The 23,380-nt window shown below is 52.1% G+C and carries 19 protein-coding genes; all 19 read left to right on the forward strand.

Annotated features, from left to right (window positions below):
- The first annotated feature begins 16 nt into the window (after window positions 1-16).
- Window positions 17-343: a hypothetical protein gene (locus PBOR_RS17110; RefSeq protein WP_042213641.1), complete on the forward strand. Its 327-nt coding sequence runs from the start codon at window positions 17-19 to the stop codon at window positions 341-343.
- A 226-nt stretch (window positions 344-569) separates the two neighbouring features.
- Entirely contained in the window at window positions 570-647 is a 78-nt protein-coding gene (gene kdpF, locus PBOR_RS38590; protein ID WP_157764199.1) for a K(+)-transporting ATPase subunit F, read from the forward strand.
- A gap of 282 nt (window positions 648-929) precedes the next feature.
- Window positions 930-2,606, forward strand: a complete 1,677-nt coding sequence (gene kdpA, locus PBOR_RS17115; protein WP_042213643.1) for a potassium-transporting ATPase subunit KdpA — start codon at window positions 930-932, stop codon at window positions 2,604-2,606.
- 17 nt (window positions 2,607-2,623) lie between these two features.
- The gene (gene kdpB, locus PBOR_RS17120; RefSeq protein ID WP_042213646.1) at window positions 2,624-4,657 is read left to right on the forward strand and encodes a potassium-transporting ATPase subunit KdpB; all 2,034 of its coding nucleotides are present in this window, start codon (window positions 2,624-2,626) and stop codon (window positions 4,655-4,657) included.
- Between the two features lie 42 nt (window positions 4,658-4,699).
- On the forward strand, window positions 4,700-5,323 hold the full coding sequence (gene kdpC / locus PBOR_RS17125) for a potassium-transporting ATPase subunit KdpC (RefSeq protein WP_042213648.1): 624 nt from the start codon (window positions 4,700-4,702) through the stop codon (window positions 5,321-5,323).
- A 77-nt stretch (window positions 5,324-5,400) separates the two neighbouring features.
- A complete protein-coding gene (locus PBOR_RS17130; RefSeq protein WP_042213651.1) occupies window positions 5,401-7,722 on the forward strand; it encodes a universal stress protein in 2,322 nt (773 codons plus the stop codon).
- Between the two features lie 169 nt (window positions 7,723-7,891).
- Window positions 7,892-8,836: a ketopantoate reductase family protein gene (locus PBOR_RS17135; RefSeq protein ID WP_342671121.1), complete on the forward strand. Its 945-nt coding sequence runs from the start codon at window positions 7,892-7,894 to the stop codon at window positions 8,834-8,836.
- 185 nt (window positions 8,837-9,021) lie between these two features.
- Complete coding sequence (locus PBOR_RS17140) at window positions 9,022-9,357, forward strand: hypothetical protein (protein ID WP_042213656.1); 336 nt, start codon at window positions 9,022-9,024, stop codon at window positions 9,355-9,357.
- On the forward strand, window positions 9,344-9,829 hold the full coding sequence (locus PBOR_RS17145) for a nitroreductase family protein (protein WP_042213658.1): 486 nt from the start codon (window positions 9,344-9,346) through the stop codon (window positions 9,827-9,829). The genes PBOR_RS17140 and PBOR_RS17145 overlap by 14 nt, the downstream gene beginning before the upstream one ends.
- A 31-nt stretch (window positions 9,830-9,860) precedes the next feature.
- Window positions 9,861-11,606, forward strand: coding sequence for an ABC transporter ATP-binding protein (locus PBOR_RS17150; RefSeq protein WP_042213660.1), 1,746 nt, complete (start codon window positions 9,861-9,863; stop codon window positions 11,604-11,606).
- On the forward strand, window positions 11,590-13,434 hold the full coding sequence (locus PBOR_RS17155) for an ABC transporter ATP-binding protein (RefSeq protein ID WP_042213662.1): 1,845 nt from the start codon (window positions 11,590-11,592) through the stop codon (window positions 13,432-13,434). The genes PBOR_RS17150 and PBOR_RS17155 overlap by 17 nt, the downstream gene beginning before the upstream one ends.
- 149 nt (window positions 13,435-13,583) lie before the next feature.
- Entirely contained in the window at window positions 13,584-14,264 is a 681-nt protein-coding gene (locus PBOR_RS17160; RefSeq protein WP_042213663.1) for a response regulator transcription factor, read from the forward strand.
- Window positions 14,261-16,015: a sensor histidine kinase gene (locus PBOR_RS17165; protein WP_042213666.1), complete on the forward strand. Its 1,755-nt coding sequence runs from the start codon at window positions 14,261-14,263 to the stop codon at window positions 16,013-16,015. Before PBOR_RS17160 ends, PBOR_RS17165 begins: the two co-directional genes overlap by 4 nt.
- 33 nt (window positions 16,016-16,048) lie before the next feature.
- Complete coding sequence (gene pssA, locus PBOR_RS17170; RefSeq protein ID WP_042213667.1) at window positions 16,049-16,573, forward strand: CDP-diacylglycerol--serine O-phosphatidyltransferase; 525 nt, start codon at window positions 16,049-16,051, stop codon at window positions 16,571-16,573.
- A gap of 6 nt (window positions 16,574-16,579) precedes the next feature.
- Window positions 16,580-17,074 (forward strand): DedA family protein, encoded by a 495-nt coding sequence (locus PBOR_RS17175; RefSeq protein ID WP_042213669.1) that lies wholly within the window; start codon window positions 16,580-16,582, stop codon window positions 17,072-17,074.
- A 181-nt stretch (window positions 17,075-17,255) separates the two neighbouring features.
- On the forward strand, window positions 17,256-20,369 hold the full coding sequence (locus PBOR_RS17180; RefSeq protein WP_042213671.1) for a GNAT family N-acetyltransferase: 3,114 nt from the start codon (window positions 17,256-17,258) through the stop codon (window positions 20,367-20,369).
- A 20-nt stretch (window positions 20,370-20,389) separates the two neighbouring features.
- Entirely contained in the window at window positions 20,390-21,265 is an 876-nt protein-coding gene (locus PBOR_RS17185) for an amidohydrolase family protein (RefSeq protein ID WP_042213673.1), read from the forward strand.
- A 203-nt stretch (window positions 21,266-21,468) separates the two neighbouring features.
- The gene (locus PBOR_RS17190) at window positions 21,469-22,227 is read left to right on the forward strand and encodes an alpha/beta fold hydrolase (RefSeq protein ID WP_081972083.1); all 759 of its coding nucleotides are present in this window, start codon (window positions 21,469-21,471) and stop codon (window positions 22,225-22,227) included.
- Between the two features lie 13 nt (window positions 22,228-22,240).
- Complete coding sequence (locus PBOR_RS17195) at window positions 22,241-23,368, forward strand: NAD(P)/FAD-dependent oxidoreductase (protein ID WP_042213675.1); 1,128 nt, start codon at window positions 22,241-22,243, stop codon at window positions 23,366-23,368.
- Window positions 23,369-23,380 lie beyond the last annotated feature (12 nt).

Here is a 23,380-nt window from a genome sequence, read left to right on the forward strand (position 1 = left end):
AAAGAAGGCAATGTTAATGGATCTAATGTTTAGGAATATCGGGCTGTTCACAGTCATCACAACACTGCTGGTACTGATCAAGAAGAGATACGACTGGATCTATCTGCAGCAGGAAGGCAGCTATGAGGACAACACTGTGTATAAAGCAGCGGACCTGTTCGCTAATGGAGCGCCTCCCGGGGAAGTCAGGGCGATTCTTGCAACCAGTTTCGAGTTCGACCCGAAGGGGACGGAGCAGATTCTTGCCCGGGCGCTGCCCCGCAGAATGGAACCGGACGGGGGCCATCGGGCTTTTATCCAGGCTGTCAATGAGGTGCTGGGTGATGAGATTTACCGCTCTTAATGTCATCTTAATACGCCTGCTGAAACCCTAACCCTGAACTAACGGGAGAAATGGTACGCTAGACCGGAAGTTACAAGAGAGAGATTCTATATTAATTAGGATGAGGAGTGGCAAAGACGATGATGGATGTGTATATGACGGTGGCTTTGGCAGCAGTATTCGTTTTGTTCTATGCGTTCGTGCAATGGTGCGGCCATGTGGTGGATGAACAAGGGGGGACTGAGTGATGACGGTAGTCCTTGCGGCGACGTTACTTCTGTTTCTGTATCTGGTTTATGCTTTGATTCATCCGGAGAAATTTTAAAAAGGGGGCTGTACAAAAAGATCTAAAATCAGTGTCATAAAGGTTAGTCGTGACTGCGTGAATATTTGGACTTCCGGCCGCTGTTGTCATCAGATTTCTTGATTTATACCGCTGATCGCGGTGGAAATCCGCTGACAAAGGCGTACGCATTCGCTCCTACAGTTCCAAATATCCCCTCCGTCACTTTACCTTATAACGTTGATTTTTAATCTATTGATACAGTATGGAGAGAGTAGGCAAGAAAGAAATGAAGGTTAGTTTGTATATTGAGGAGGGTCATCCGTGGGTATTGTGCAAATTGTAGCAGTTATTCTAATTCTGGTGCTGCTGGTGAAACCGGTAGGAACTTATCTATATCATGTATTCTCAGGTGAACCGAACCGGACAGACCGGATCTTCGGCGGTACAGAGAGAGGCATTTACCGTCTGATCGGGCTGAAGCAGCGGGGCGGGATGTCCTGGAAGAAATATGCGGTCAGCTTCATTGCAACGAATATTGTCCTGGTTGCTTTCAGTTACATCCTTCTGCGGCTGCAGAAGGGGCTTCCGCTCAACCCGGGCGGGATTGGTAATATGGAAGAGACGCTCTCCTTCAATACGGTGATCAGCTTCATTACCAATACGAATCTCCAGCATTACAGCGGGGAGACAGGCGTGTCCTACTTCTCGCAGATGGCGGTTATGACAATGCTGATGTTCACCTCGGCGGCCAGCGGATTCTCGGTAGCAGTCGCTTTTGTCAGAGGGATTACAGGGCGCAGCTCGGTGGGGAACTTCTTCGAAGACTTCGTCAAAGCGCATATCCGGGTCTTCATTCCGCTTGCGCTGCTTGTAACAATGGCGCTTGTTGCGCTTCATGTGCCGCAGACACTGAAACCTACACTTGAGGTTACAACGCTCGAAGGACAGAGCCAGCAGATTGCGATCGGGCCGATTGCCTCACTGGAGTCCATTAAGCATATCGGAACGAACGGCGGGGGCTTCTTCGGGGCGAACTCGGCGCATCCTTTTGAGAACCCGAGCCCGCTGAGCAATGTGCTGGAGATTCTCTCGATGTGGCTGCTGCCTGCTTCCCTGCCGTATATGTACGGGAAGTTTGCCAAGAACAAACGTCAGGGCTGGATGGTTTTCAGTGCGATGATGACGTTGTTCGTATTGTTGCTCGGGCTGAATTATGCTGCTGAAAGTGCGGGTAATCCGGCGGTTAACGCGATGGGCATTGATGCCTCGCAAGGCAGTATGGAAGGGAAAGAGGTGCGGTTCGGAATTGCGCAATCTGCTCTGTTCACTACAGTTACGACGGCTGCTACAACCGGCAGTGTGAACAATATGCATGATACGCTGACGCCGCTTGGCAGCATTACGCCTCTGACACTGATGATGCTGAATAACGTGTTTGGCGGCAAGGGGGTCGGGCTGGTCAATATGCTGATGTATGCTATACTCGGCGTCTTCCTGTGCGGGCTGATGGTTGGCCGGACGCCGGAATTCCTTGGACGGAAGATCGAGGCGAGGGAAATGAAGCTGATTGCCATTGCCATTCTGATCCATCCGCTGATTATTCTGGTTCCGACTGCCGCTGCTTTTCTGACTGACCTTGGTCAGGGGAGTATCAGCAACCCCGGATTCCACGGGATGACCCAGGTTCTGTATGAATATGTATCCTCTGCCGCCAATAACGGCTCGGGCTTTGAAGGACTGGCCGATAATACCTCCTTCTGGAATATCACAACGGGTATCGTCATGCTGCTGGGCCGGTATGTCTCGATTATCGCCATGCTGGCGGTTGCAGGTTCACTGCTGCGTAAGAAGCCGGTGCCGGAGACGATTGGTACCTTCCGTACGGATAACGGACTGTTCACCGGAATACTGATTGGTACGGTGCTGATTATAGGTGCGCTGACCTTCTTGCCGGTTATTGTCCTCGGTCCAATTGCAGAATATTTGACTTTACGGTAGGAGAGGGAGAGAAGAAGATGAGTACTGTTCAAAGAAAAAAACTGCTGACGGGTCCTATACTTCTAAGTGCGGCCAAAGACAGTTTCGTGAAGCTTAATCCGGTTACCCTAATGAAGAATCCGGTCATGTTCGTAGTTGAGGTTGGTACGGTAATCGTACTGCTCATGGTGCTGGCACCAGGCTACTTCAATGCGGAGCATTCAGTAGGTTTCAATATTTCGGTATTCTTCATCCTGCTGTTCACGGTGCTGTTCGCTAACTTCGCCGAAGCACTGGCTGAGGGGCGGGGTAAAGCGCAAGCCGATTCGCTGAAAAAAACGAAGCAGGACATCACAGCCAATAAGCTGGCGGGAACAGCGGTTAAGCAGGTCCCGGCTTCTGAGCTGCGCAAAGGTGACGTTGTTGTCGTCAGTCAGGGGGAAATGATTCCCGGTGACGGTGAAGTGATTGAAGGCTTGGCCTCTGTAGATGAATCGGCGATTACCGGAGAATCGGCGCCGGTCATTAAGGAAGCCGGAGGCGACTTCGGATCCGTTACAGGCGGCACCCGTGTAGTCAGTGACCAGATCAAGGTGCGGATTACGAGTGATCCGGGCGAATCCTTCCTGGACCGGATGATCTCGCTGGTTGAAGGAGCGAAACGCCAGAAGACACCGAATGAAATTGCCCTGAACACCCTGCTCATCAGCTTGACGATAATCTTCCTGATCGTTGTAGTTACGCTGCGTCCAATCGCTGATTACATCGGCGTTCAGCTGGAGATTCCGGTGATGATTGCTCTTCTGGTCTGTCTGATCCCGACTACCATCGGCGGACTACTGTCAGCCATCGGAATTGCCGGAATGGACCGCGTTACCCAGTTCAATGTGCTGGCAATGTCCGGTAAAGCGGTGGAAGCGGCCGGGGATATCAACACAATGATCCTTGATAAAACCGGGACGATTACCTTCGGCAACCGGATGGCGAGTGAATTCGTCACGGCAGGCGGAGCGTCAGGCACTGAGCTTGCCGCCTGGGCGGCGGTCAGCTCGCTGAAGGATGAGACCCCGGAAGGGCGCTCCGTACTGGAGCTGGCCAAGAAGCTGGAGCTCAGCTACGACAGCAGTCTTGCAGAAGGCGGAGCATTCGTCGAATTCAGGGCAGAGACACGGATGAGTGGTATTGATCTGCGGGACGGGCGCCTGGTGCGCAAGGGAGCAGTGGATTCCGTGAAGAAATGGGTAATCGCCCAGGGTGGCGTAGTACCAGCTGATCTGGACAGCAACTCGGATGCAATAGCCCGGTTAGGCGGCACACCGCTTGCGGTTGCAGTAGATGACCGGATCTACGGGCTGATCTACCTGAAGGACACGGTTAAACCCGGCATGAAGGAACGCTTCGATGAACTGCGCAGCATGGGAATCAAGACGATCATGTGCACAGGGGATAATCCGCTGACAGCGGCCACCATTGCCCGCGAAGCCGGAGTCGATGATTTCATTGCCGAGAGTACTCCGGAAGACAAGATCGCCGTCATCCGCCGCGAGCAGAATGAAGGCAAGCTTGTAGCCATGACCGGTGATGGAACCAACGATGCACCTGCACTGGCACAAGCCGATGTGGGGCTGGCGATGAACAGCGGAACGACCGCTGCCAAGGAAGCCGCCAATATGGTCGATCTGGATTCCGATCCCTCCAAGATCATTGAGGTTGTAGCGATCGGGAAGCAGCTGCTAATGACCCGCGGTGCGCTGACCACCTTCAGTATCGCCAACGATATAGCCAAGTATTTCGCCATCATCCCGGCGATGTTCACACTGGCGATTCCGGAGATGGAGGCCCTCAATGTAATGGGACTCGGCTCCCCAAGCTCCGCGATTATCTCTGCACTGATCTTCAACGCCATCATTATCCCGCTGCTGATTCCGCTGGCTATGCGCGGGGTCTCCTACAAGCCGATGAGCTCGACCAAGCTCCTGGCGCGGAATATAGTCATCTATGGGCTTGGCGGCGTTGTTGTTCCATTCGCAGGCATCAAGCTGATTGATATGATTGTTAGGATTTGGATTTAGTGAACTAGCACACGATTGAATTCTTAAGGAGGCAACACCATCATGGACAATTCCAATAAAGAGACTGCCGAAGAGCAGCTTTCACCTTCAAAAGGTGCTTATTTCTTCACTATCATACGGCTAAGCGCGGTATTCATAGTACTCTGCGGAATCATTTATCCGCTGGCATCTACGGCACTTGCCCAAGTGCTAATGCCTTCGCAGGCGAACGGAAGCCTGCTGAAGAATCCGGCCGGTGAGGTAGTCGGTTCTGAGCTCATCGGGCAGAATTTCACGGACCAGGCGTTGTTCCAGAGCCGAGTATCCAGCATTGAATACAAGGCTGAAGCCTCGGGTTCGAATAACTACGGGCCGTCTAACCCTGACATGCTGCAGCGCATAAGTGATTCTATTGCCCAATGGAAGCTGGACAATCCCGGTGTACCCGTCAGTGAGCTGCCGGCAGATCTGGTCACGAACTCCGGTTCAGGTCTCGATCCGCATATTTCACCGGCTGCGGCTATCGTGCAGATTCCCAGAATCAGCAATTTGACCGGAATCCCCGCTGAAACACTTAACGCGCTGGTGTCTGAACATACCGAAGGCCGTGATCTGGGACTATTCGGTGAGGAGCGTGTCAATGTACTGAAGCTGAATCTGGCATTAACGCAAATCAAAGGAAAGTAATACTGGTCTGGACCCTGCCCGTAAGCTATACGGGCAGGGTCATTTCCGGTTAGCCCTGGGGGAGAGGAGGTTAACTTATGGCACCTTATAAACGCAAGTCACCGGAGGAAATCCTCTACTCCATTTATCAGCTGCAGCGGGGACGGCTCAAGATTATCATCGGCTCGGTCAGCGGATCTGGCAAAACCTATCATATGCTGGAGGAAGGCAAGCTGCTTAAGCATCAGGGTATAGATGTAGTAATCAGTGCAGTATCGACCATGGGACGTACGGAAACCGTTCAGCAGCTTGGTACTTTGGAGCGGGTTCCGAGCATCCACTGGCGGAAGGATGGGAAGGAGGAGAAGGATCTTCCGCTGGATGCTCTGCTGGAGCGTAATCCTGAGGTGCTGCTGGTCGATGGCCTGGCGCACCGCAACCGTGAAGGCGCCAGGTTCCCGACACGGCTGGAGGACATCCGTTATCTGATGGATCAGGGGATCAGCGTGATTACTACCATTAATGTCTACGAGCTTGCGGGTGTTGGCGAGAAGATCTATGAGATGACCGGCATCCGTGCAGAAGAAACTGTACCGCTGAACACCTTGGAATTCGCGGACGAGGTTCGTCTGATTGATGTCTCTCCCGAAACCATTCTGAAGCGGATCGAAGAAGGGGTACTCGGAGAAGGCTCGCATCCGGCACTCTCCCGCCGGGGTAATCTTGGCGTACTCCGCGAGCTGTCTCTGCGGCTGATGGCGGAAGGGGTCAACGATTCCCTGGAGAAACACCGGGAAGCCGAGGGGCTGATCGGCCCTTCCGGCGCAACAGAGCGGATTCTTGTATCCGCGCAGTATCACTGGAATGGGTCACTCTATATCAGAAGGGGGCAGCAGATCGCCAAACGGCTGAACGGAGACCTCATTATCGTTACATTTCTTGTGCGCAGCCGTCCGCTGACCAAGGATCAGCAGGTATTCAAACGCTCCATTCTCAAGCTGACAGAGCGGATCAATGCCAGGTTTGAAGAGCTGGAGGTGATCCGCCTGCGGCTGCTGCCCTCGATGCTCGTGCGTTATGCAATTCAGAACAATGTCACCCGGATTGTCATGGGCCATTCGCAGAAAAGCCGCTGGCAGGAGAAATGGCATGGCTCCATTGCCAGCCGTGTGCTGAGGCGGACGCGGAATATTGATGTGTTCCTGATGGCAGACCGCGCTGAACGGGACGGGGAGCGGATTCTGCCGGTCCGCTCGGCCCCTAAGGGAACAGAGGAGCCCTTCCACCGCTTAACCAGCCAGGAGCTGGAGCAGCGGATTGAGAAGATCCGCCGTGGAACCTTCAAGGTCTATATCGGAGCAGCTCCGGGAGTAGGCAAAACCTACAAAATGCTGCAGGAAGGGAATCTGCTGCTGAACAAAGGAATTGATGTTGTAGTGGGGCTGCTGGAAACCCACGGCAGGCTGGAAACGAAGGGGCAGGTGGGCGGATTAACGATGATCCCGAGAGCACAGATTCACTACCAGTCCACCGAACTTACGGAGATGGATACGGAGGCGATCCTAGCCCGGCATCCCGAGGTAGTGCTGGTGGATGAGCTTGCCCATACCAATGTTCCCGGAAGTAAGACCAAGAAACGTTATGAGGATGTAATCAAGCTGCTGGAGAACGGGATCTCCGTGATTACTACGGTCAATGTGCAGCATCTGGAGAGTCTGAATGATGCCGTGGAGCAGTTAACCGGTGTGCGTGTCCGCGAGACTGTGCCGGATGCGATCCTGCGTATGGCGAGTGAGGTGGAGCTCATCGACGTTACCCCGCAGATGCTGCAGCAGCGGATGCGAGAAGGGAAGATATACGCCGCCGAGAAGGTCAATCAGGCGCTGGAGTCTTTCTTCAAGATCGGCAATCTGATCGCGCTGCGTGAGCTGGCCCTGCGCGAGATTGCCGATGATGTGGATGAGCGGCTGGAAGCGTGGGACCGCGAACCCTCCCTGCGGGGTTCCTGGAGCAGACGGGAAGTGATCTTCGTCTGCGTAGACACAGGACCACAGGCAGAACGCCTGATCCGCCGCGGCTTCCGCATTGCGCACCGCCTTAAGGCCGAATGGCATGTGCATTATGTACATTGTGACCGCATACGGACACCGGAAGAGCAGAAGCGGATCGATACGCTGAGACAGCTGACGGAGCGGCTGGGCGGTGTAATGGATATTACGGAGGCTGTCAGCCGCAAGCATCTGCACAAACATCTGCTGCAGCGGATGAATGAAATGCAGACGACACAGCTGATCATCGGCCAGTCGCGCAGACCTCTGTGGCGTGCGTTGTTCAAAGAAAGCTTCGTCCATTACCTGCTCCGGCATGCCCGGCATATGGATATGCTGATCGTCGCGGTTCACACTCCGATTGTTGAATGAAGAAGATCCGCTGGGGCTGGGCCCAAGCTCACTAATAGACAATCACCTGCTCTATGTTCAAAAATTGACATACATGCCTTCATTGGCAATTGCGCAACCTCCCCTCTGCTGATAATCTAATGAACAGATGTTCATTAAAGAACAAATGTTTGAAGATGAGAGGGGAATAATGATGCGAATATTAGTTATTGGAGCAGGTGTGCTCGGCAGTTATTTGGCACATGTGCTGGTCCGCGGCGGGAATGACGTGACGGTGCTCGCCAGAGCGAAGAGAGCGGCCCAGCTGCAGCAGGACGGGCTGGTGATCCGGCATTATTTTCAGCGTAAAACGACTGTTGACCGGGTGAAGGTCATTTCTGAACTGCGGACGGATGATATTTATGATCTGATCTTCGTAGTGATGAAGTACAATGACTTTCCGGCGGTGCTGCCGCTTCTGGCGGACAACCTGAGCACCAATATTGTTCTGGTCGGCAATAACGGAGATACACACGGGATGCAGCGGTTCTTCAAGGAGAATAGCCGGGCTCCGCAGAATATAGTCTTCGGGTTTCAGCTTAGCGGAGGGATCCGGGAGAAGAACGGCCGGGTGATCAGCATCCGTATGGGCGTTCAAATGGTGCTGGGCAGTCTGGAAGGGGAGGTTCCTTTCAAGCCAGTGCTGGCGCAGGCCTTCCGGCAGACGAAATATAAGCTCGATTATCCGGAGGATATTAACGCTTGGCTATTGAGCCATATTGTTCCTATTGTAGCAATCACTTCGGTCAGCTATCTTCATAATGGCGATTTGGCAAAAGCAACAAAGGATAACGCACGCTGGAAACAAGCCGTTGCGTTGATCGATGAAGGATTCAGCGTGCTTAACAAGCTTGGCATTAAGACGAATCCGGCAGCACTCGTAAAAGGGGTTAAGCGGCATCCGAAACTGCTCTACCAAGGCATGAAGCTTGTTCATAAATTACCTTTCATGAAGCTGGTGGACGGCTCCTTCAGCGAGATTTCCGCACTGTATCAAGCTTTTGAGCCGCTTAAACAGCAGGCGGGATTGCCCACTCCGGCCTGGGATGATTTCAAGCAGCAAACATTCAAGAAATATGCCTTGGAGCAGAAATGACAAACCATTTACTATCGGGAACTGTATAATTACGCGAACCGGAAACAACTCATGAAGAGACCGCTGCTGCGGTGCTTTATGAGTTGTTTTTGTTATGCGGCTTGACAATTTCCTGATTAAGGGTATACATTTGTATACAAGTAAATTTTGTATACATACGTATACAACAGAAGGAGGAGAGTAACATGCGCGAAGGAAAACATGAACATAGAGGGCACAAAGAGCACAGAGAGAATTGTGGCCATCCCCATGAAGACAGCAAGCGGAATTTCCAAAGTGCCCAAACCTTCCGCCGCGGCCGGGCGATTGCATTTCTGGACCGGCTCCATGTCAAACGCTCTACCTTATTGCAGCAGCTGGACCAGCCGGAATTCGAAGCCATCAGGCAGGTGATCAGCGGTGAGCTGAAAGCAACGGACGGGATTATCCAGGAATTCATCCAGGCGTTCGAGCTGCGTGAAATTCTGGCAGAACAAGCGAATACAACTGAAGGAGTGAACGTGAACCATGACAATCATTGATACTATCCAAACCCGCAGAACGATTAAGGCTTTCAAACCGGACGCTATCAGCGAGAAGGAGCTGAACACATGGCTGGAGGCGGCAAGCTATGCTCCGAATCACCGGATGAACGAGCCTTGGGAGCTGCTGTTTATTGGACCTGAGACAAGAGCGGCTCTGAATCATAAGACCGATTTCGGCGGTGCTCCGGTGTTAATCGGTGTTCTCTCCAAGCCTGCCGCCAGCCAGATGGAACGCGATGAGAACGTTATGGCTGTTTCCTGCTATATTCAGAATTTCATGCTGGCAGCCCATGAAGCAGGTGCAGGCGTGTTCTGGTCTTCCTTGGGCGCAACGGTCCGGGGCCGAGAGATTCTAGGCGCGCCGCAGGAGCATGATGTGATTGCTGTACTCGCTGTGGGCTATCCGGCGGAAATCCCTGCTGCCAAGCAGAGAACGCCAATCGCTGATAAAATCACATACCTGCCGTAAACGGACGACTGACGAGATGAAGGTGACCTGAATGTGGAAACTCAGGGGGTTCATGAAGCCGTACGTACTCTGGTGCGTGCTCGCCCCGCTGTTAATGGTAATTGAGGTTGTTATGGACCTGCTGCAGCCGGCCCTGATGGCCAGCATCGTGGACAAGGGCCTGATGTTAAATGATCTGCCGCATATTATTTCGACAGGCGGGATTATGCTTGGCGTTGCAATCATAGGTATGGTCGGCGGTGTGGGCTGTACGGTTTTTTCAAGCATCGCTTCACAGAATTTCGGCAATGATCTGCGGATTAAGCTGTTTGAGCATATCCAGACCTTCTCTAACCGGAATCTGGACCGGCTGAAGACAGGCTCGCTGATTACCCGGTTAACGAACGATGTGGTGCAGTTGCAGACTTTCATGCAAATGATCCTGCGGACCTTCGTCCGTTCTCCGCTGCTGCTGATCGGCAGTCTGGTCATGGCGGTCCGGATCAGCCCGTCGCTGGCGTTGATCCTGCTGGCTGCGGTGCCGCTGCTGTTCATTCTGCTGTATGTGCTGATCCGGTTGTCCTTTCCTTTGTTTGCCAAAATGCAGGAGAAGCTGGATGGTGTAAGCAATGTATTGCAGGAGAATCTGTCCGGTATCCGCGTGATCAAAGCCTTTGTCCGCGCGGGACATGAGCAGAAGCGGTTCGATACAGCTAACACGGATTATACAAATACGGGAATCAGAGCCATTCGCCTAATGGCGCTCAACATGCCGCTGATGATGCTCATCCTGAATGCAAGCATTGTTGCCGTACTCTGGTTCGGCGGGCTGCAGAACTGGAGCGGCAAGCTGCCGGTTGGTGAGCTGATCGCTTTCATTAACTATGTTACCCAGCTGCTGATGTCCATGATGATGCTGAGCAATATGCTCGCGTTCGTATCACGGGCTAAGGTGTCGGGGGACCGCGTGAATGAAGTGTTCGCTACCACAAGCGAAATTACCGATGCTCCTTCGGCGAATAGTGATGTTATTACACGCGGACGGATCGAATTCAGCCATGTCTCGTTCGCCTATAACCGGGCAGATGAGAATCTGGTGCTGGAAGACATCAGCTTTGTTGCCAGCCCCGGCGAGACAGTCGCTATTCTGGGCGCTACCGGTGCCGGGAAATCTACCCTGGTCAGCCTGATTCCACGGTTCTACGAGGTGCTGTCCGGTGCCATTGCCATTGATGGAACAGATATCCGGGAGATTGGCATTGATCATCTGCGCAGCCGGATCGGCTTCGTAATGCAGCAGTCGCTGCTGTTCAGCGGCAGCATCAGGGATAATATCCGTTACGGCCGTCCGGAAGCAACGGATGCAGAAGTAGAGCAGGCGGCTATTGCCGCAGAAGCCCATGGATTTATCAGTACACTGCCACAAGGGTATGACACCTTGCTGGGACAGCGCGGCGTTAATCTGTCCGGCGGGCAGAAGCAGCGCCTTTCTATTGCGCGTGCACTGCTTATTCAGCCGGCTGTTCTGATTATGGATGACAGCACAAGTGCGCTGGATGCGGTTACTGAAGCGCGGATTCGTCTGTTATTGAAAACTCAGCTGCGGAGCTGCACCATTGTTATGATTGCCCAGCGTGTATCGTCAATCATCGATGCGGACCGGATTCTGATCCTGGAGAACGGCCGGATTGCTGCCCAAGGTACCCATAAAGAACTGCTGGCAGACAGCGAGATTTACCGGGATATCCGGGAATCGCAGCTGAAGGGAGAGGAGGAGCCGTATGTCCAGTCATCCTAATCAGGTACAGGTTCCCGCCCGTCCAGGCGGGTTCGGCGGAGGTCCTCCCGGGGGCCGCGGAGCTGTGGTGCCGAAGGTACGGGCGAAGAACCGCATGGCAACAATTAAGCGCATCTGGTCCTATCTGAACCGTCAGCGTACGGGACTCATTATGGTCTATGTATTTACCATACTTAACGCCCTCGTTGCGCTGATGGGTCCGTATCTGCTCGGGAAGGCCATAGATTCGGCCATCATCCCCCAGGATTATGGGCTGCTCGTCCGGTTCTGCATCTTGCTGGGCGGCATTTACCTTCTCGGCAGTGCCGTCTCCTGGGTGCAGGCTTACGTAATGACTTCTGTGTCACAGAGAACGGTCTTCGAGCTGCGGCGTGATCTGTTCGCTAAATATCAGGAGCTGCCTATAGGCTTCTTCGATACGCGTGCCAATGGCGAGCTGATGAGCCGGGCAACCAATGATATCGACAATGTGTCGAACTCTTTGAATCAAAGTGTTACCCAGCTGCTGAACAGTCTGATCACATTAAGCGGTTCGCTGGTCATTATGCTGATGCTTAATGTTCCGCTGACGGTTATTGCTTTGGTGACGATCCCGCTGGTTCTGCTGGCCAGCCGTAAGATTACAGGCTTAAGCCGGATCTATTTCAAGAACCAGCAACAGCATCTGGGTGAACTCAACGGCTTCATTGAAGAAGCGATCAGCGGCCAAAAGGTGATTAAGCAATACCGCAGGGAAGAAGCGGAAACGGCAAGGTTCCGCGGAATGAGCGGTGAACTGAATAAGGTCAGTATTAAGGCGCAGATTGTATCCGGGCTGGTCGGTCCGGTCATGAACCTGATCAATAACCTCGATTTCGCGCTGATTGCCAGCGTTGGCGGATGGATGGCGTTCAACGGGCTGGCTACAGTCGGGGTTATCGTCAGTATGCTGAACTACGCCAAGCAGTTCAGCCGGCCGATATCCGAGCTTGCGAACCAGTACAATCTGATCCAGTCGGCAATTGCCGGAGCAGAACGCGTATTTGAAGTAATGGATATGCCTTCGGAATACCTTGGCGAGAAGCCGCAGGAGCTGCCCCGGGTGCGCGGGGAAGTGATTTTCCGTGATGTGGTATTCGGGTATCAGGCCGATTCCCCGATCCTTAGCGGTGTAAGCTTCGCCGCACAGCCTGGTGAGAAGATCGCACTCGTCGGCCCGACAGGGGCAGGGAAGACCACTATTGTTAACCTGCTGACCCGCTTCTATGAAATTAATAGCGGTGAGCTGCTGATTGACGGAAGAGATATCCGCGAATTGAACAAAAACGGGTTACGCAGCCAGTTAGGTATGGTGCTGCAGGATGCGCATGTATTCTCAGGAACGATCCGTGAGAATATCCGGTTCGGCCGCCTGGATGCCACCGACCGCGAGGTTGAAGAGGCGGCGAGCCTAGCCAATGTCAGCGGGTTCATCGCAAGATTGCCGCAAGGCTACGATACGATGCTGGGCACGGACGGAACAACGCTAAGCCACGGCCAGCGCCAGCTGTTGACGATTGCCCGTGCCATTCTTGCTGATCCGGCTATCCTTATTCTCGATGAGGCAACCAGCAGTGTCGATACCCGGACAGAAATGCATATCCAGCAGGCGATGCGGACGCTGATGAAGGGCCGGACCAGCTTCGTGATTGCCCACAGGCTCAGTACGATCCAGGATGCGGACCGGATTCTCGTCATCCAGGGCGGACAGATCGCCGAGCAGGGCAGCCACGAACAGCTGCTTGCACTACAGGGTGTATACCATGAGCTGTATAACAGCCAGTTCAAGCATGCGATTCAGGCAGGATAAGGCAGCAACAGTACATTCGAATAGTTACTTTTCAGGAGGGCAGCGCATTGCGCTGCTTCTTTTTTTGACGAAATTTGAACCAGGGCACATAAAGGACATAACACTCGACTATGCTGAGTGGTATAAACGGGCTGAAAGCAGGGAGTAGATTGAAGAAAAAGTTACTGCTCGTCGAAGATGAGCTGCGTATCCGTGAACTGGTATCTGATTATTTCATCCAGGACGGCTGGGAAGTGCGCGAAGCTGACAATGGAAAGGATGCGCTCCTCTGGTTCAATTCACTTCTGCCGGATCTGCTGATTCTCGATATCATGATGCCCAAGATGAATGGATTTGAGGTCTGCCGGGAAATCCGCAAGCTTTCAGCGATCCCCATTATTCTGCTGACCGCCAAGTCTGCAGATGACGACAAAATACATGGCTTCGAATTAGGTGCAGATGATTATGTAACCAAGCCCTTCAGTCCTAAAGTACTGGTGGCCCGGGCGAATGCGCTTATGAAACGGGCCCAAGGCACACATCTGCCGGATTCCGGCATTGTGAAGTTTGGTTCGGCGATGCTCAACACGCTAGCACACCGTCTGGAGGTAGAGGGTGTAGAAGTCGAGCTTACCCCGAAGGAATATGATCTCCTGTGTCTGCTGATCCGGAACAAGGGAATTGTGATTTCCAGGGATTCGATCCTCAGCCGTGTCTGGGGCATTGAATTTGAGGGAGACTCCCGTGTCGTGGATAGCCATATCAAGAAACTGCGCGGGAAGCTGGGATATGAATCCCGCTATATCCGTACGGTTATCGGCACAGGGTACAGGTTTGAGGTTGAGGAATGAGAAGACGCGGGATTACCTTTAAGCTGTTTGTGATGACCGTGATCTTTTTCGTATGTTTTTACGGGATGGTAATCTTGAGCCAGCTGCTGTTCTTTGACAGCTTCTATCAGAGCCAGAAGGAGAACAGGGTGGAGAAGCATCTCAAGAGCTTCGGGATGAGCTATACGAAAGAATCCTGGGGGCAAAGCCGTACTTCCCGTGAACTGGTCCGCTTCATGCTGCGCAATAAGACTCAGATGGTCATTGTGAGGCTGGATGGCCGGTTGAAGTCTGAAGATCCGTTCCGGATGAAGCTGATGGATGAAGCGGGCAAGATTCAGGTAATTCCGATGTCCCTGTTCATGAACGAATATGGGGATACGCTTAGGGCAGCCCATTTGACAGAAAATGATCAAGTCACTGTCCAGGGAGAGCGTCTTGATGAAGACAATGACCCCGGAAATCTGATCTATCCGCTCACGATTACGAAACAAGGCGGACCGCAGATCGGCGAGGAGCCTGAAGACGGGATGAGCACTATTTCCGGGACAATCACTGAACTTGTATTGCCGGATTTGAAAGTCTGGAATCCGCGGCAGGGCATCCTCTTCGAGGCCTTGGAGGACTGGTTTCCTCTGACGCTTGATCAGAACGAAGAACTCCGAAATCTTAACATAGTGAAAGAGGAGTGGACCGCTCCCTGGAGCGGTATCCGGAATTCTGTCATTATTCTTCCGGTCAAGCAGGGGAACGGGGAAGTTGAGCTCTTATTCACGGTCACCTCCCTGCAGGATGTTAAAGACTCGAATGTGGCGCTGCGCTGGTTCTTTTTATATCTGGGAATCGGCGGGTTTATTCTGATACTGGTCCTGTCGCTGTTCTATTCCAAGATGGTCACCCGTCCGCTGATTAAGCTCAATAATATCGCCAAACGGATGGTGTCGCTGGATTTCACAGGTCATTCTTCGATCCGTCAAAAGGATGAGCTGGGCAGCTTGTCCAAAAGCATGTTCACTTTGTCGCAAAGTCTAGATGCTGCACTGGGTGAGCTTCGGGAGGCGAATCAGCAGCTGGTTAAAGATATGGAGCAGAAGAAGAAAATGGAGCAGATGCAGCAGGACTTTTTTGCGAGCGCCTCTCATGAATTGAAGACTCCGCTCAGTATTATCAAAGGATTCGCAGAAGGTCTGGAGGATGGGGTAAGCGCCGGCAAACAGGATCATTATATCAAGGTCATTATCGAGGAAGCCGATAAAATGGAGTTTCTCGTAAAAGATATGCTGGATTTAGCCAGACTTGAGTCCGGCACGATCAAACTCCGCAAAAGCTCCTTTATGCTGAGCGAAATGACGGAGAGGGTGACGGACAAACTGATACATTCACTTGGTGACAAGCAGCTGAATGTGGTTATTATTCCGGCGAACGAGCTGCCGCTTTATGCCGATGCGTCCTGGATTGAACAGGTAATCAGCAACCTGCTGACCAATGCGATCAGACATGCGGAACATGGAAGTACAATAACCGTTGCCGTGGAGAGTCAAGAGAAATCACTTTCATTCGCCATACACAATAAAGGAGAGAACATCCCCGAAGATCAGCTGGAGCAGATCTGGGAGCGCTTCTACCGGGCGGAAGCTTCCCGCAGCCGTCTGACAGGGGGAACCGGACTCGGACTTTCGATTACGAAGCAGATATTGGATATGCACGGCTGCCGGTATGCAGTGATAAACACAACGGACGGCGTCTGTTTTAATGTGACCTTTGAAGGCTGAACAGACCTATTTAAGAAAGGGGAGTGAAACAGCATGAAATGGAACTGGCTGCCTTCAATGTGCACACTGGGAAATCTGGGACTAGGATCAGTTTCCTTGCTCTTCACGATTCAAGAACGTTATAATCTCGCTTTACTGATGATACTGCTGGCGGCAATATGTGATGTCATGGACGGATTACTGGCAAGAATGCTCCATTGTACAAGCGATTTCGGCAAACAACTGGACTCATTGGCAGATATTATTTCCTTTGGACTTGCCCCGACCTTCCTCATATTGTTGTACAGGCTGGAGAATGTAGAGTGGCTTGGACCTGTTGCTGCCGTTGCGTTCCTGATCTGCGGAGCGCTGCGCCTGGCCAGATTTAATCTGTCGGCGCCTTCGAAGGGCTTCACGGGTATGCCTATTACGGCTGCAGGGCTTATTCTATCGATGATCGCATTAGTGGCTGAACGGATGAAGCCGGAGCTGGTCATCGTCCTGATGGGACTGCTGTCCTTGCTCATGGTTAGCCGGATTCCGTTCCCCTCGTTCAAAAAATTCGTTAACAGGAAGTGATACATCATGCCATGGATCATTGAGATGATCTCACAATACGGATATTTAGCCATATTTGGCCTGCTCGCGCTGGGTCTTATCGGACTGCCTGTACCCGATGAGCTGCTGATGCTGTTCGTTGGCTATCTATCCTCAACAATGGTGCTGGATTTCTCAGTTTCGGTCCTGGTGTGCTTTATCGGATCAATAACAGGTATGCTGATCAGCTATACTATCGGTCTGAGACTCGGGCAGCCGGTGGTAGACAAATACGGGAAGTGGATAGGGCTTACACCAAAAAGGTTCTCAAGTGTGAAAAGATGGTTCTTCCGGTTCGGAAACTGGACGGTCTTCATCGCTTATTTCGTTCCGGGTCTCAGACATGTTACGAGCTATATCTCCGGAATCAGTGCCATGTCTTTCAGAAAATACCTGGTTGTCACCGTTGCAGGTGCGCTCACGTGGTCACTTCTGTTTGTCTCTATCGGCTATTTCGTAGGTTCGAGGTTATCTTTTACGTAGCTTTGCAAAGTGCGGAGCGGGCAGGGTATGATGATAGCTATAGGTAATAATCTTTTATAATCAAAGAAGATATTACTATGGTTAACCTTCTATTATATACTGTAAAAAACATCCACTTACCTGCCAGTGCGTACATTCCATTAGGCAAGGATCAATAGTGATCTGAGGAGGGAATACCGTAATGCCGGAAATACAAGAAATAGTCATTGAAGAATACGAGCCTGCCAGGCATGCCGCGTCCATTGCTGAAATGTGGAATCGGAGCTCTGAAAGCTGGGGCGGGGATAACGCCTACCGGACAGAGGAAAGTGTGCTCAGAGAACATGAGAACAGCACGCTGCTCAAAGTGTTTCTGGCTGTAGCAGGCGGTGAGGTTATCGGGTACTGCAGCTTCTCCCATTACAAAGAGGATACCGGCGCGCTTTATATTCCACTGCTCAATGTCAGACCGGATTTCCATGGACGTAAGGTTGGCAAGAGACTGGTTAGACGGGCTGTCGAGGAGACCATTCGGCTTGGCTGGCCGCGGCTCGATTTATACACCTGGGCGGGTAACGTCAAGGCGGTTCCTACCTATAAGAAAAGCGGTTTTTTCTGGGAGAAACGGGATGATACTACCCATCTGATGAATTTTATCCCTTCAGTGCTGCAGACCGGTGCGGTGAAGACTTATTTTGAGAAGATCGACTGGTATAACGACAGCATCCGCGAAATCAATGTTCAGCCTGATGGCCAGGGGGAAGGCGGATTTGACTATTTTACATATGAATGGCTGAAAGACGGACTGCGCCTGAAAATGGAATATGAGCGGAGCGGCCGCGGACTGCGCCTGATTGAGACGGAGGATTACCGGATTCAGGCAACGATTTCTGACCGGCATGAGCTGCCTTTCGGAGCTCAATACCCCGTTGTATATGAAGCTGTTAATAAAAGCGGGAAGCCTTTATCCCTGCAGATTAACGGCATAAGCAATCCGCAAATCAGCTTTGAGCTGAACGAATCGCGGGATATTGAATCGGAGACGCAGATTGAGGGCAGCTTCTTCGTCCATCCGGTACAAGAGGAACAGAGTATCTATCAGACCCATCCCATTGTAGAGGCTGAACTGCTCATTAACGGCTTGCCTGCCGTATTCAAACTCGGGGTTAAGCCCAAGTTCCCGGTCAAAGTGCAGCTGCAGCTACCTGACAGAACCGTCTATATCGGGGAAGAGTTTGAGGTTGATGTAACGGTAGAGAACGGGTACCGTACGGATACGCTGTTCGCCTTTGATTTGCCAGAGGATTCCATCCTCACGTTCGGGCAGACTACACTTACAGTTCAGGTTCCGGCAAAGGGCCGGAGAACCGTCACAATAAAAGCCCGGCTGCAAGCCTACGGCATTTGGCATCATGAAGTGAAGATCCGGAATGCAGGCGGCAGTACTGAACCGGTGATTCTCGGGCAGGAGATGAGCCTGGTCTTCCCTGGGGCAGACGCTGCCTTTGGCGGTAAAACGGACAAGGGATGGGTGATCAGCAGCGGACGGTATTCGGCAGTTCTGGATAAATCCGGCAATACGCTGAAGCTATATGAAGGCCGTATGAAGGCTGTAAGCCTGGCCTATCCGAAGTTTGGTCTGCCTTATACCAATGAGTTCAAGAAGGTAGCGCCAGTTGAGGTGCATTATTATAAAGATGATGAAGCCATGGTGCTGGAGGCCGGGTATGAACTGACTGCTAGACCAGGCATACTGCTGACCATGGTGGTGAAGCTGTACAGCAATGGTATCACCTCCCGGCATTTCAGGATTCATAATCCGCTGGACACCGATCAAGAGGAAGAATTGGTTCTGAAGGACAGCTTCGAGTTTAGCCTTAGTGGAGGAGTCATCCCTTATAATGATAAGTATTTAGATTTGAGCTTAGGTGCAGAAGCGTCCAGCCCGGACTATTGGGATGTCCGGAAGTTCACAGAAAACTGGATGTTCGCTGCCCATGGAGAATTCTCGCGGGGGATAAGCTGGCCGGCAGAATTAGAGCTTATCCAGGAATCGTGGCTGCATGCTGTTGAGCATTCGCTGGGCCGGATTCCCGCTGGAGGCAAGCTGGAGACAAGTCCGCTGCGGATTGCGCTGGGGACCTGGAACAACTGGCAGGATTTCCGTGCGTTCGCACTGCTACGCAGCAATACGCGTGATCTGAATTCTGCACAGCAGCTGGAGGCCAATCTGAATAACAGGAACCCGTTCATCAGTGGTCCTCTAACGCTCTCACTGCAGGAGCAGAAGAAGACTTATTTGGACGGTGAGATCAGGGTTTCGTCTTGTGCAGGCAGCATTAAGGAGACAAGTATTGCGGTACAAGGGGAACAAAAGCTCGCGGAAATCACTCTTCCGCTGACCCGTTCATCAGGTTCTGATCCTGATGTCATTACGCTGCAGCTGGATATGGATATTTATGAGAGCTCAAGAGCTTTCCTTGTCTTTCCTGTGTCGGATCAGGTTATCCAACAGCAGATTCTGGACATTGGGCAATCTCAGGTGCTTGCCGTGGACAACGGAATTCTGCGGATACAGGCCAGCAGCGATTTTGCTCCGGGATTATTCTCGCTGGAGTATCAGGGACAGGAATGGCTGGATTCCTCTTTTCCACAGCCCATAGCTAAATCCTGGTGGAATCCCTGGGTGGGTGGAATCTTAACAATGGTCAACGATATTTCATTGCGCAGCTTCATGGAAGAGCCGCGGACCGCTGATTTCGCCGAGCTCACGGACGATAAGGGTAACCGCTGGACGGGCATACGCATGAGTGTCACCATTCAGCAGAATGATAAGTACAAAGGACTTATCCTGCATCAGTATTTCATGCTGCTTCCGGGTGTACCCGTACTTGCCTCTACTGTACACATTGAACAGAATACGGGCACACCGTTATATCCGCTCGAGCTTGAAACCTCGTCCCATTACCGTGCGTCCGCCGATCTTAAGGACAGCAGGGGGTATCTGAAGAACAGCAGTGGTGAAGAGCTTGTCTATAAGGCAGGGAGAGTACAGCTGGGGGTTAGAAGTACTAACGGAATTCTTCAAGTGGGCTCCAAAGAGCGTGAACAGCGCCTGACTCTAGTCACTGCACCGGACCTTTCTTCTACAACTTTGATGGCCAATACTCATGCGGCACTGTCTTATGCTATAGACCCGCTGGATCTTAAAGACGGAGAAGAGCGGTTCAGCAAGCCTCAATTCTATCTTATCTCGGATCTGAAGATTCCGGAGCAGGCTTATGCCGATCTCCTGTCAATCCGGTTCAACAAGTGAACTGAAGAAAGGACGCACCTATGAAAATCATTGACGCACATGTGCATTACTCGAACATTGATACCTTTCACGAGACAGCCCGGACCTTAGCACATATAGATTATACCGGCAAAGGACTCCAGGAGGAGTTCCGCCGCTCCGGTGTTATCGCAGGTGTCGGGATGGGCGTGACCGAGACGGCCGCCGGTGCTTTTCCGGATCCGGAAGCCCTCAATCCCATGCTGCTTGACCTGAGTGAGACGCTTCCGGATAATTTGTTTACCTGTGTAGGAATTAATCCGCTGACTCTCCATCTGGACGGGCAGCTGGAGGCGCTGGAACAATCGCTGCAACAGAAGGATGTCGTCGGGATCAAGCTGTATGCCGGCTATTACCACTTCAATGTGGGGGACGAGATCTATGATCCGGTCTATAAGCTGGCCTCTGCTTACGGACTGCCAATCGTCATTCATGGAGGGCTAACGTACTCTGACCGGGGCCTGTTGAAATATTCGCATCCGCTGTCTATGGAAGAGACATTCCTGAAGCACCGGGATATTACCTTTATGCTCTGCCATCTGGGCGATCCCTGGGTTATGGACACAGCGGCACTCCTGGAGAAGAATCCGAATCTCTATACCGACCTGTCCGGCTGGATCGTCGGAGACCAGGCTAAGGTGAACCGCCTGCTGACCGAGCAGACCTACACTGATCATTTCCGCCGGGCGATTGTGTTCGCCGAGAAATATGACCGCCTCGTCTTCGGTACCGACTGGCCGCTGGTTCCACTGGATGCCTACATTATATTCGTGAAGCATCTGATCCCGGAAGCGCACTGGGAGGATGTATTCTATAATAATGCACTCCGCGTGTTCCCTAAGCTGGAAGAGCGGATTAGAGAATTGGACAATATTTAACCGCAGAAGCATCTTTATCCTTATGAAACTTAGAGCAGTGATCCTCCTTTAACCGGGGAATCGCTGTTCTTTTTTGTTATTGCGCGAAACGGGAGATCCATGATTTACTCCCGCATGATGCCTGACTAAGCAACCTGTGCTAAGCTGTTAAGGATCATACTTGCCGAAATATCATTATTTCCTGCTAATGGAGGGTTAGTATCATGCCTCATGTTAAAGTTAAAGATCTGAAACTGTTTTATGAAAAAATAGGTAACGGAGATCCGGTTATTTTTCTGCACAGCAGTTACTCGCGAGGGTTATTGGCCTTCTCAAGTCAAATTCTGGACTTTCAAAATAGATACACCTGTTATTTCCCTGATTTCCGCGGTCATGGCAGGACCAGGTGCGAGAGTCTTGAATGGTCGACGCCACGGCTGGCGGATGATATCAGAGCCTTGATGGATTGCATGAATATTGAAAAAGCGCATCTGATTGGCTACAGTATGGGTGCAAATGTTGGACTATACCTCGCGGTGAATGATCCGGCCAGGGTTGCTACGCTGACTACAATTGGAACAGGCGGATTCTGCGACCCGGCTGGAGCAGATGAATATGAGCCTGAGCGGCTGGTGGAGCAGGGTAAGCAGGATATCATCCGACAGATGATGGAAAGACATCAAGAAGCGCATCAGGGGAACTGGCAGGAATTCATGCGGCAATCAGCTGCTGACTGGCGGAGGTACCCGGATCTTAGTGAAGCACAGTTAAGCAGTATCGGCTGTCCGGTTCTAATCATTGCAGGAGAGCACGATACATACGCTGTAGCGGATAAGATCATTCAGCTAGTCTCGCTGATCAAAGGATCACAATGCCTGATTGTCCCGGGTGCCGGCCACCGGCCGCATATGGGAAGAGAACAGCCGGTGCTGGTAAACGATACGATCCTTGAATTTCTCGCAAAGAATTCAAACCTCAAGTGAAAGGGCTGTACATATGAAGAAAGTTATCGTAATCGGAGCAGGGATTCTCGGGGCATCCACAGCCTATCAGTTAGCAAGAATGGGGGCAGATGTCCTGGTAATCGACCGCAAAGATCATGGGCAAGCCACGGATGCGGCCGCAGGCATCATCTGTCCCTGGCTGTCCCAGCGGCGTAATCAGGCCTGGTACCGGCTGGCGAAGGCAGGTGCGCGATTTTATCCTGAGCTGATCAGGGAACTTGAGCAAGGAGGCGAAACCCATACTGGCTATGCCCGGGTAGGTGCACTTAGTATTCATACGGATGCGGGCAAGCTGGACAAAATAGAAGAGCGGGCACGTCTGCGGTTGGCAGATGCACCGGAAATCGGAGAAATTACGCGGCTTTCGGCTGAAGAAACCTGTGAACGGTTCCCTCTGCTTGCCGGAGGCTATGCCTCTGTGCATATCAGCGGTGCCGCCCGGGTAGATGGCCGTGCCCTGCGTGATGCATTGCTTCATGCTGCGCAGCAGCAGGGTGCCACCAGGATTACCGGAGATGCGGCGCTTCAACATGAGTCTGGGCGGGTAACCGGGGTTACTGTAGGTGCGGAGTGTTTCCCGGCGGATGAAGTTATTGTGTGCGCAGGCGCCTGGGCGAACCCGCTGCTCCAGCCACTTGGCATTGACTTCAAAGTCAGTTACCAAAAGGGGCAAATTATGCACTTGCAGGTTTCTGACCATCAGAATACGGGAGAATGGCCGGTAGTCATCCCGCCGAGTGATCAATATCTGCTCGCTTTTGACCGGCAGCAAATTGTGATCGGGGCTACACATGAGAATGATGTGGAAGGATATAATACCAGAGTGACTGCAGGAGGTATGCAGGAGATTCTGAATAAGGGACTGGAGGTGGCTCCTGAACTGGCAGACAGTGCCTTTGGTGAAGTTAGGGTAGGTTTCCGTCCGTTTACACCAGGCTTCCTTCCGGTTATAGGTGCTGTTCCAGGCTGGAAGGGTCTAATCGCAGCCAATGGACTGGGTGCCTCGGGACTCACGATGGGTCCTTTTATCGGGAGTCAGCTGGCGAAGCTGGCACTCGGCAGTGCGCCAGATATCGATATAAGCGCTTATAACCTACAGGCAGCGATTGAGAGCAGATGATTACGAATTCAT

This window comes from Paenibacillus borealis, assembly GCF_000758665.1.
Lineage (GTDB): Bacteria > Bacillota > Bacilli > Paenibacillales > Paenibacillaceae > Paenibacillus_AQ > Paenibacillus_AQ borealis.

Bases quoted from the DNA above. Each gene is read 5' to 3' on its own strand.
- kdpF (WP_157764199.1), top strand. From the start codon at position 570: ATGACGGTAGTCCTTGCGGCGACGTTACTTCTGTTTCTGTATCTGGTT.
- kdpB (WP_042213646.1), top strand. From the start codon at position 2,624: ATGAGTACTGTTCAAAGAAAAAAACTGCTGACGGGTCCTATACTTCTA.
- PBOR_RS17175 (WP_042213669.1), top strand. From the start codon at position 16,580: ATGCCATGGATCATTGAGATGATCTCACAATACGGATATTTAGCCATA.
- PBOR_RS17195 (WP_042213675.1), top strand. From the start codon at position 22,241: ATGAAGAAAGTTATCGTAATCGGAGCAGGGATTCTCGGGGCATCCACA.
- PBOR_RS17110 (WP_042213641.1), top strand. From the start codon at position 17: ATGGATCTAATGTTTAGGAATATCGGGCTGTTCACAGTCATCACAACA.
- PBOR_RS17135 (WP_342671121.1), top strand. From the start codon at position 7,892: ATGATGCGAATATTAGTTATTGGAGCAGGTGTGCTCGGCAGTTATTTG.
- PBOR_RS17140 (WP_042213656.1), top strand. From the start codon at position 9,022: ATGCGCGAAGGAAAACATGAACATAGAGGGCACAAAGAGCACAGAGAG.
- PBOR_RS17145 (WP_042213658.1), top strand. From the start codon at position 9,344: ATGACAATCATTGATACTATCCAAACCCGCAGAACGATTAAGGCTTTC.
- PBOR_RS17190 (WP_081972083.1), top strand. From the start codon at position 21,469: ATGCCTCATGTTAAAGTTAAAGATCTGAAACTGTTTTATGAAAAAATA.
- PBOR_RS17165 (WP_042213666.1), top strand. From the start codon at position 14,261: ATGAGAAGACGCGGGATTACCTTTAAGCTGTTTGTGATGACCGTGATC.
- pssA (WP_042213667.1), top strand. From the start codon at position 16,049: ATGAAATGGAACTGGCTGCCTTCAATGTGCACACTGGGAAATCTGGGA.
- PBOR_RS17150 (WP_042213660.1), top strand. From the start codon at position 9,861: ATGTGGAAACTCAGGGGGTTCATGAAGCCGTACGTACTCTGGTGCGTG.
- PBOR_RS17180 (WP_042213671.1), top strand. From the start codon at position 17,256: ATGCCGGAAATACAAGAAATAGTCATTGAAGAATACGAGCCTGCCAGG.
- kdpC (WP_042213648.1), top strand. From the start codon at position 4,700: ATGGACAATTCCAATAAAGAGACTGCCGAAGAGCAGCTTTCACCTTCA.
- PBOR_RS17130 (WP_042213651.1), top strand. From the start codon at position 5,401: ATGGCACCTTATAAACGCAAGTCACCGGAGGAAATCCTCTACTCCATT.
- PBOR_RS17155 (WP_042213662.1), top strand. From the start codon at position 11,590: ATGTCCAGTCATCCTAATCAGGTACAGGTTCCCGCCCGTCCAGGCGGG.
- PBOR_RS17185 (WP_042213673.1), top strand. From the start codon at position 20,390: ATGAAAATCATTGACGCACATGTGCATTACTCGAACATTGATACCTTT.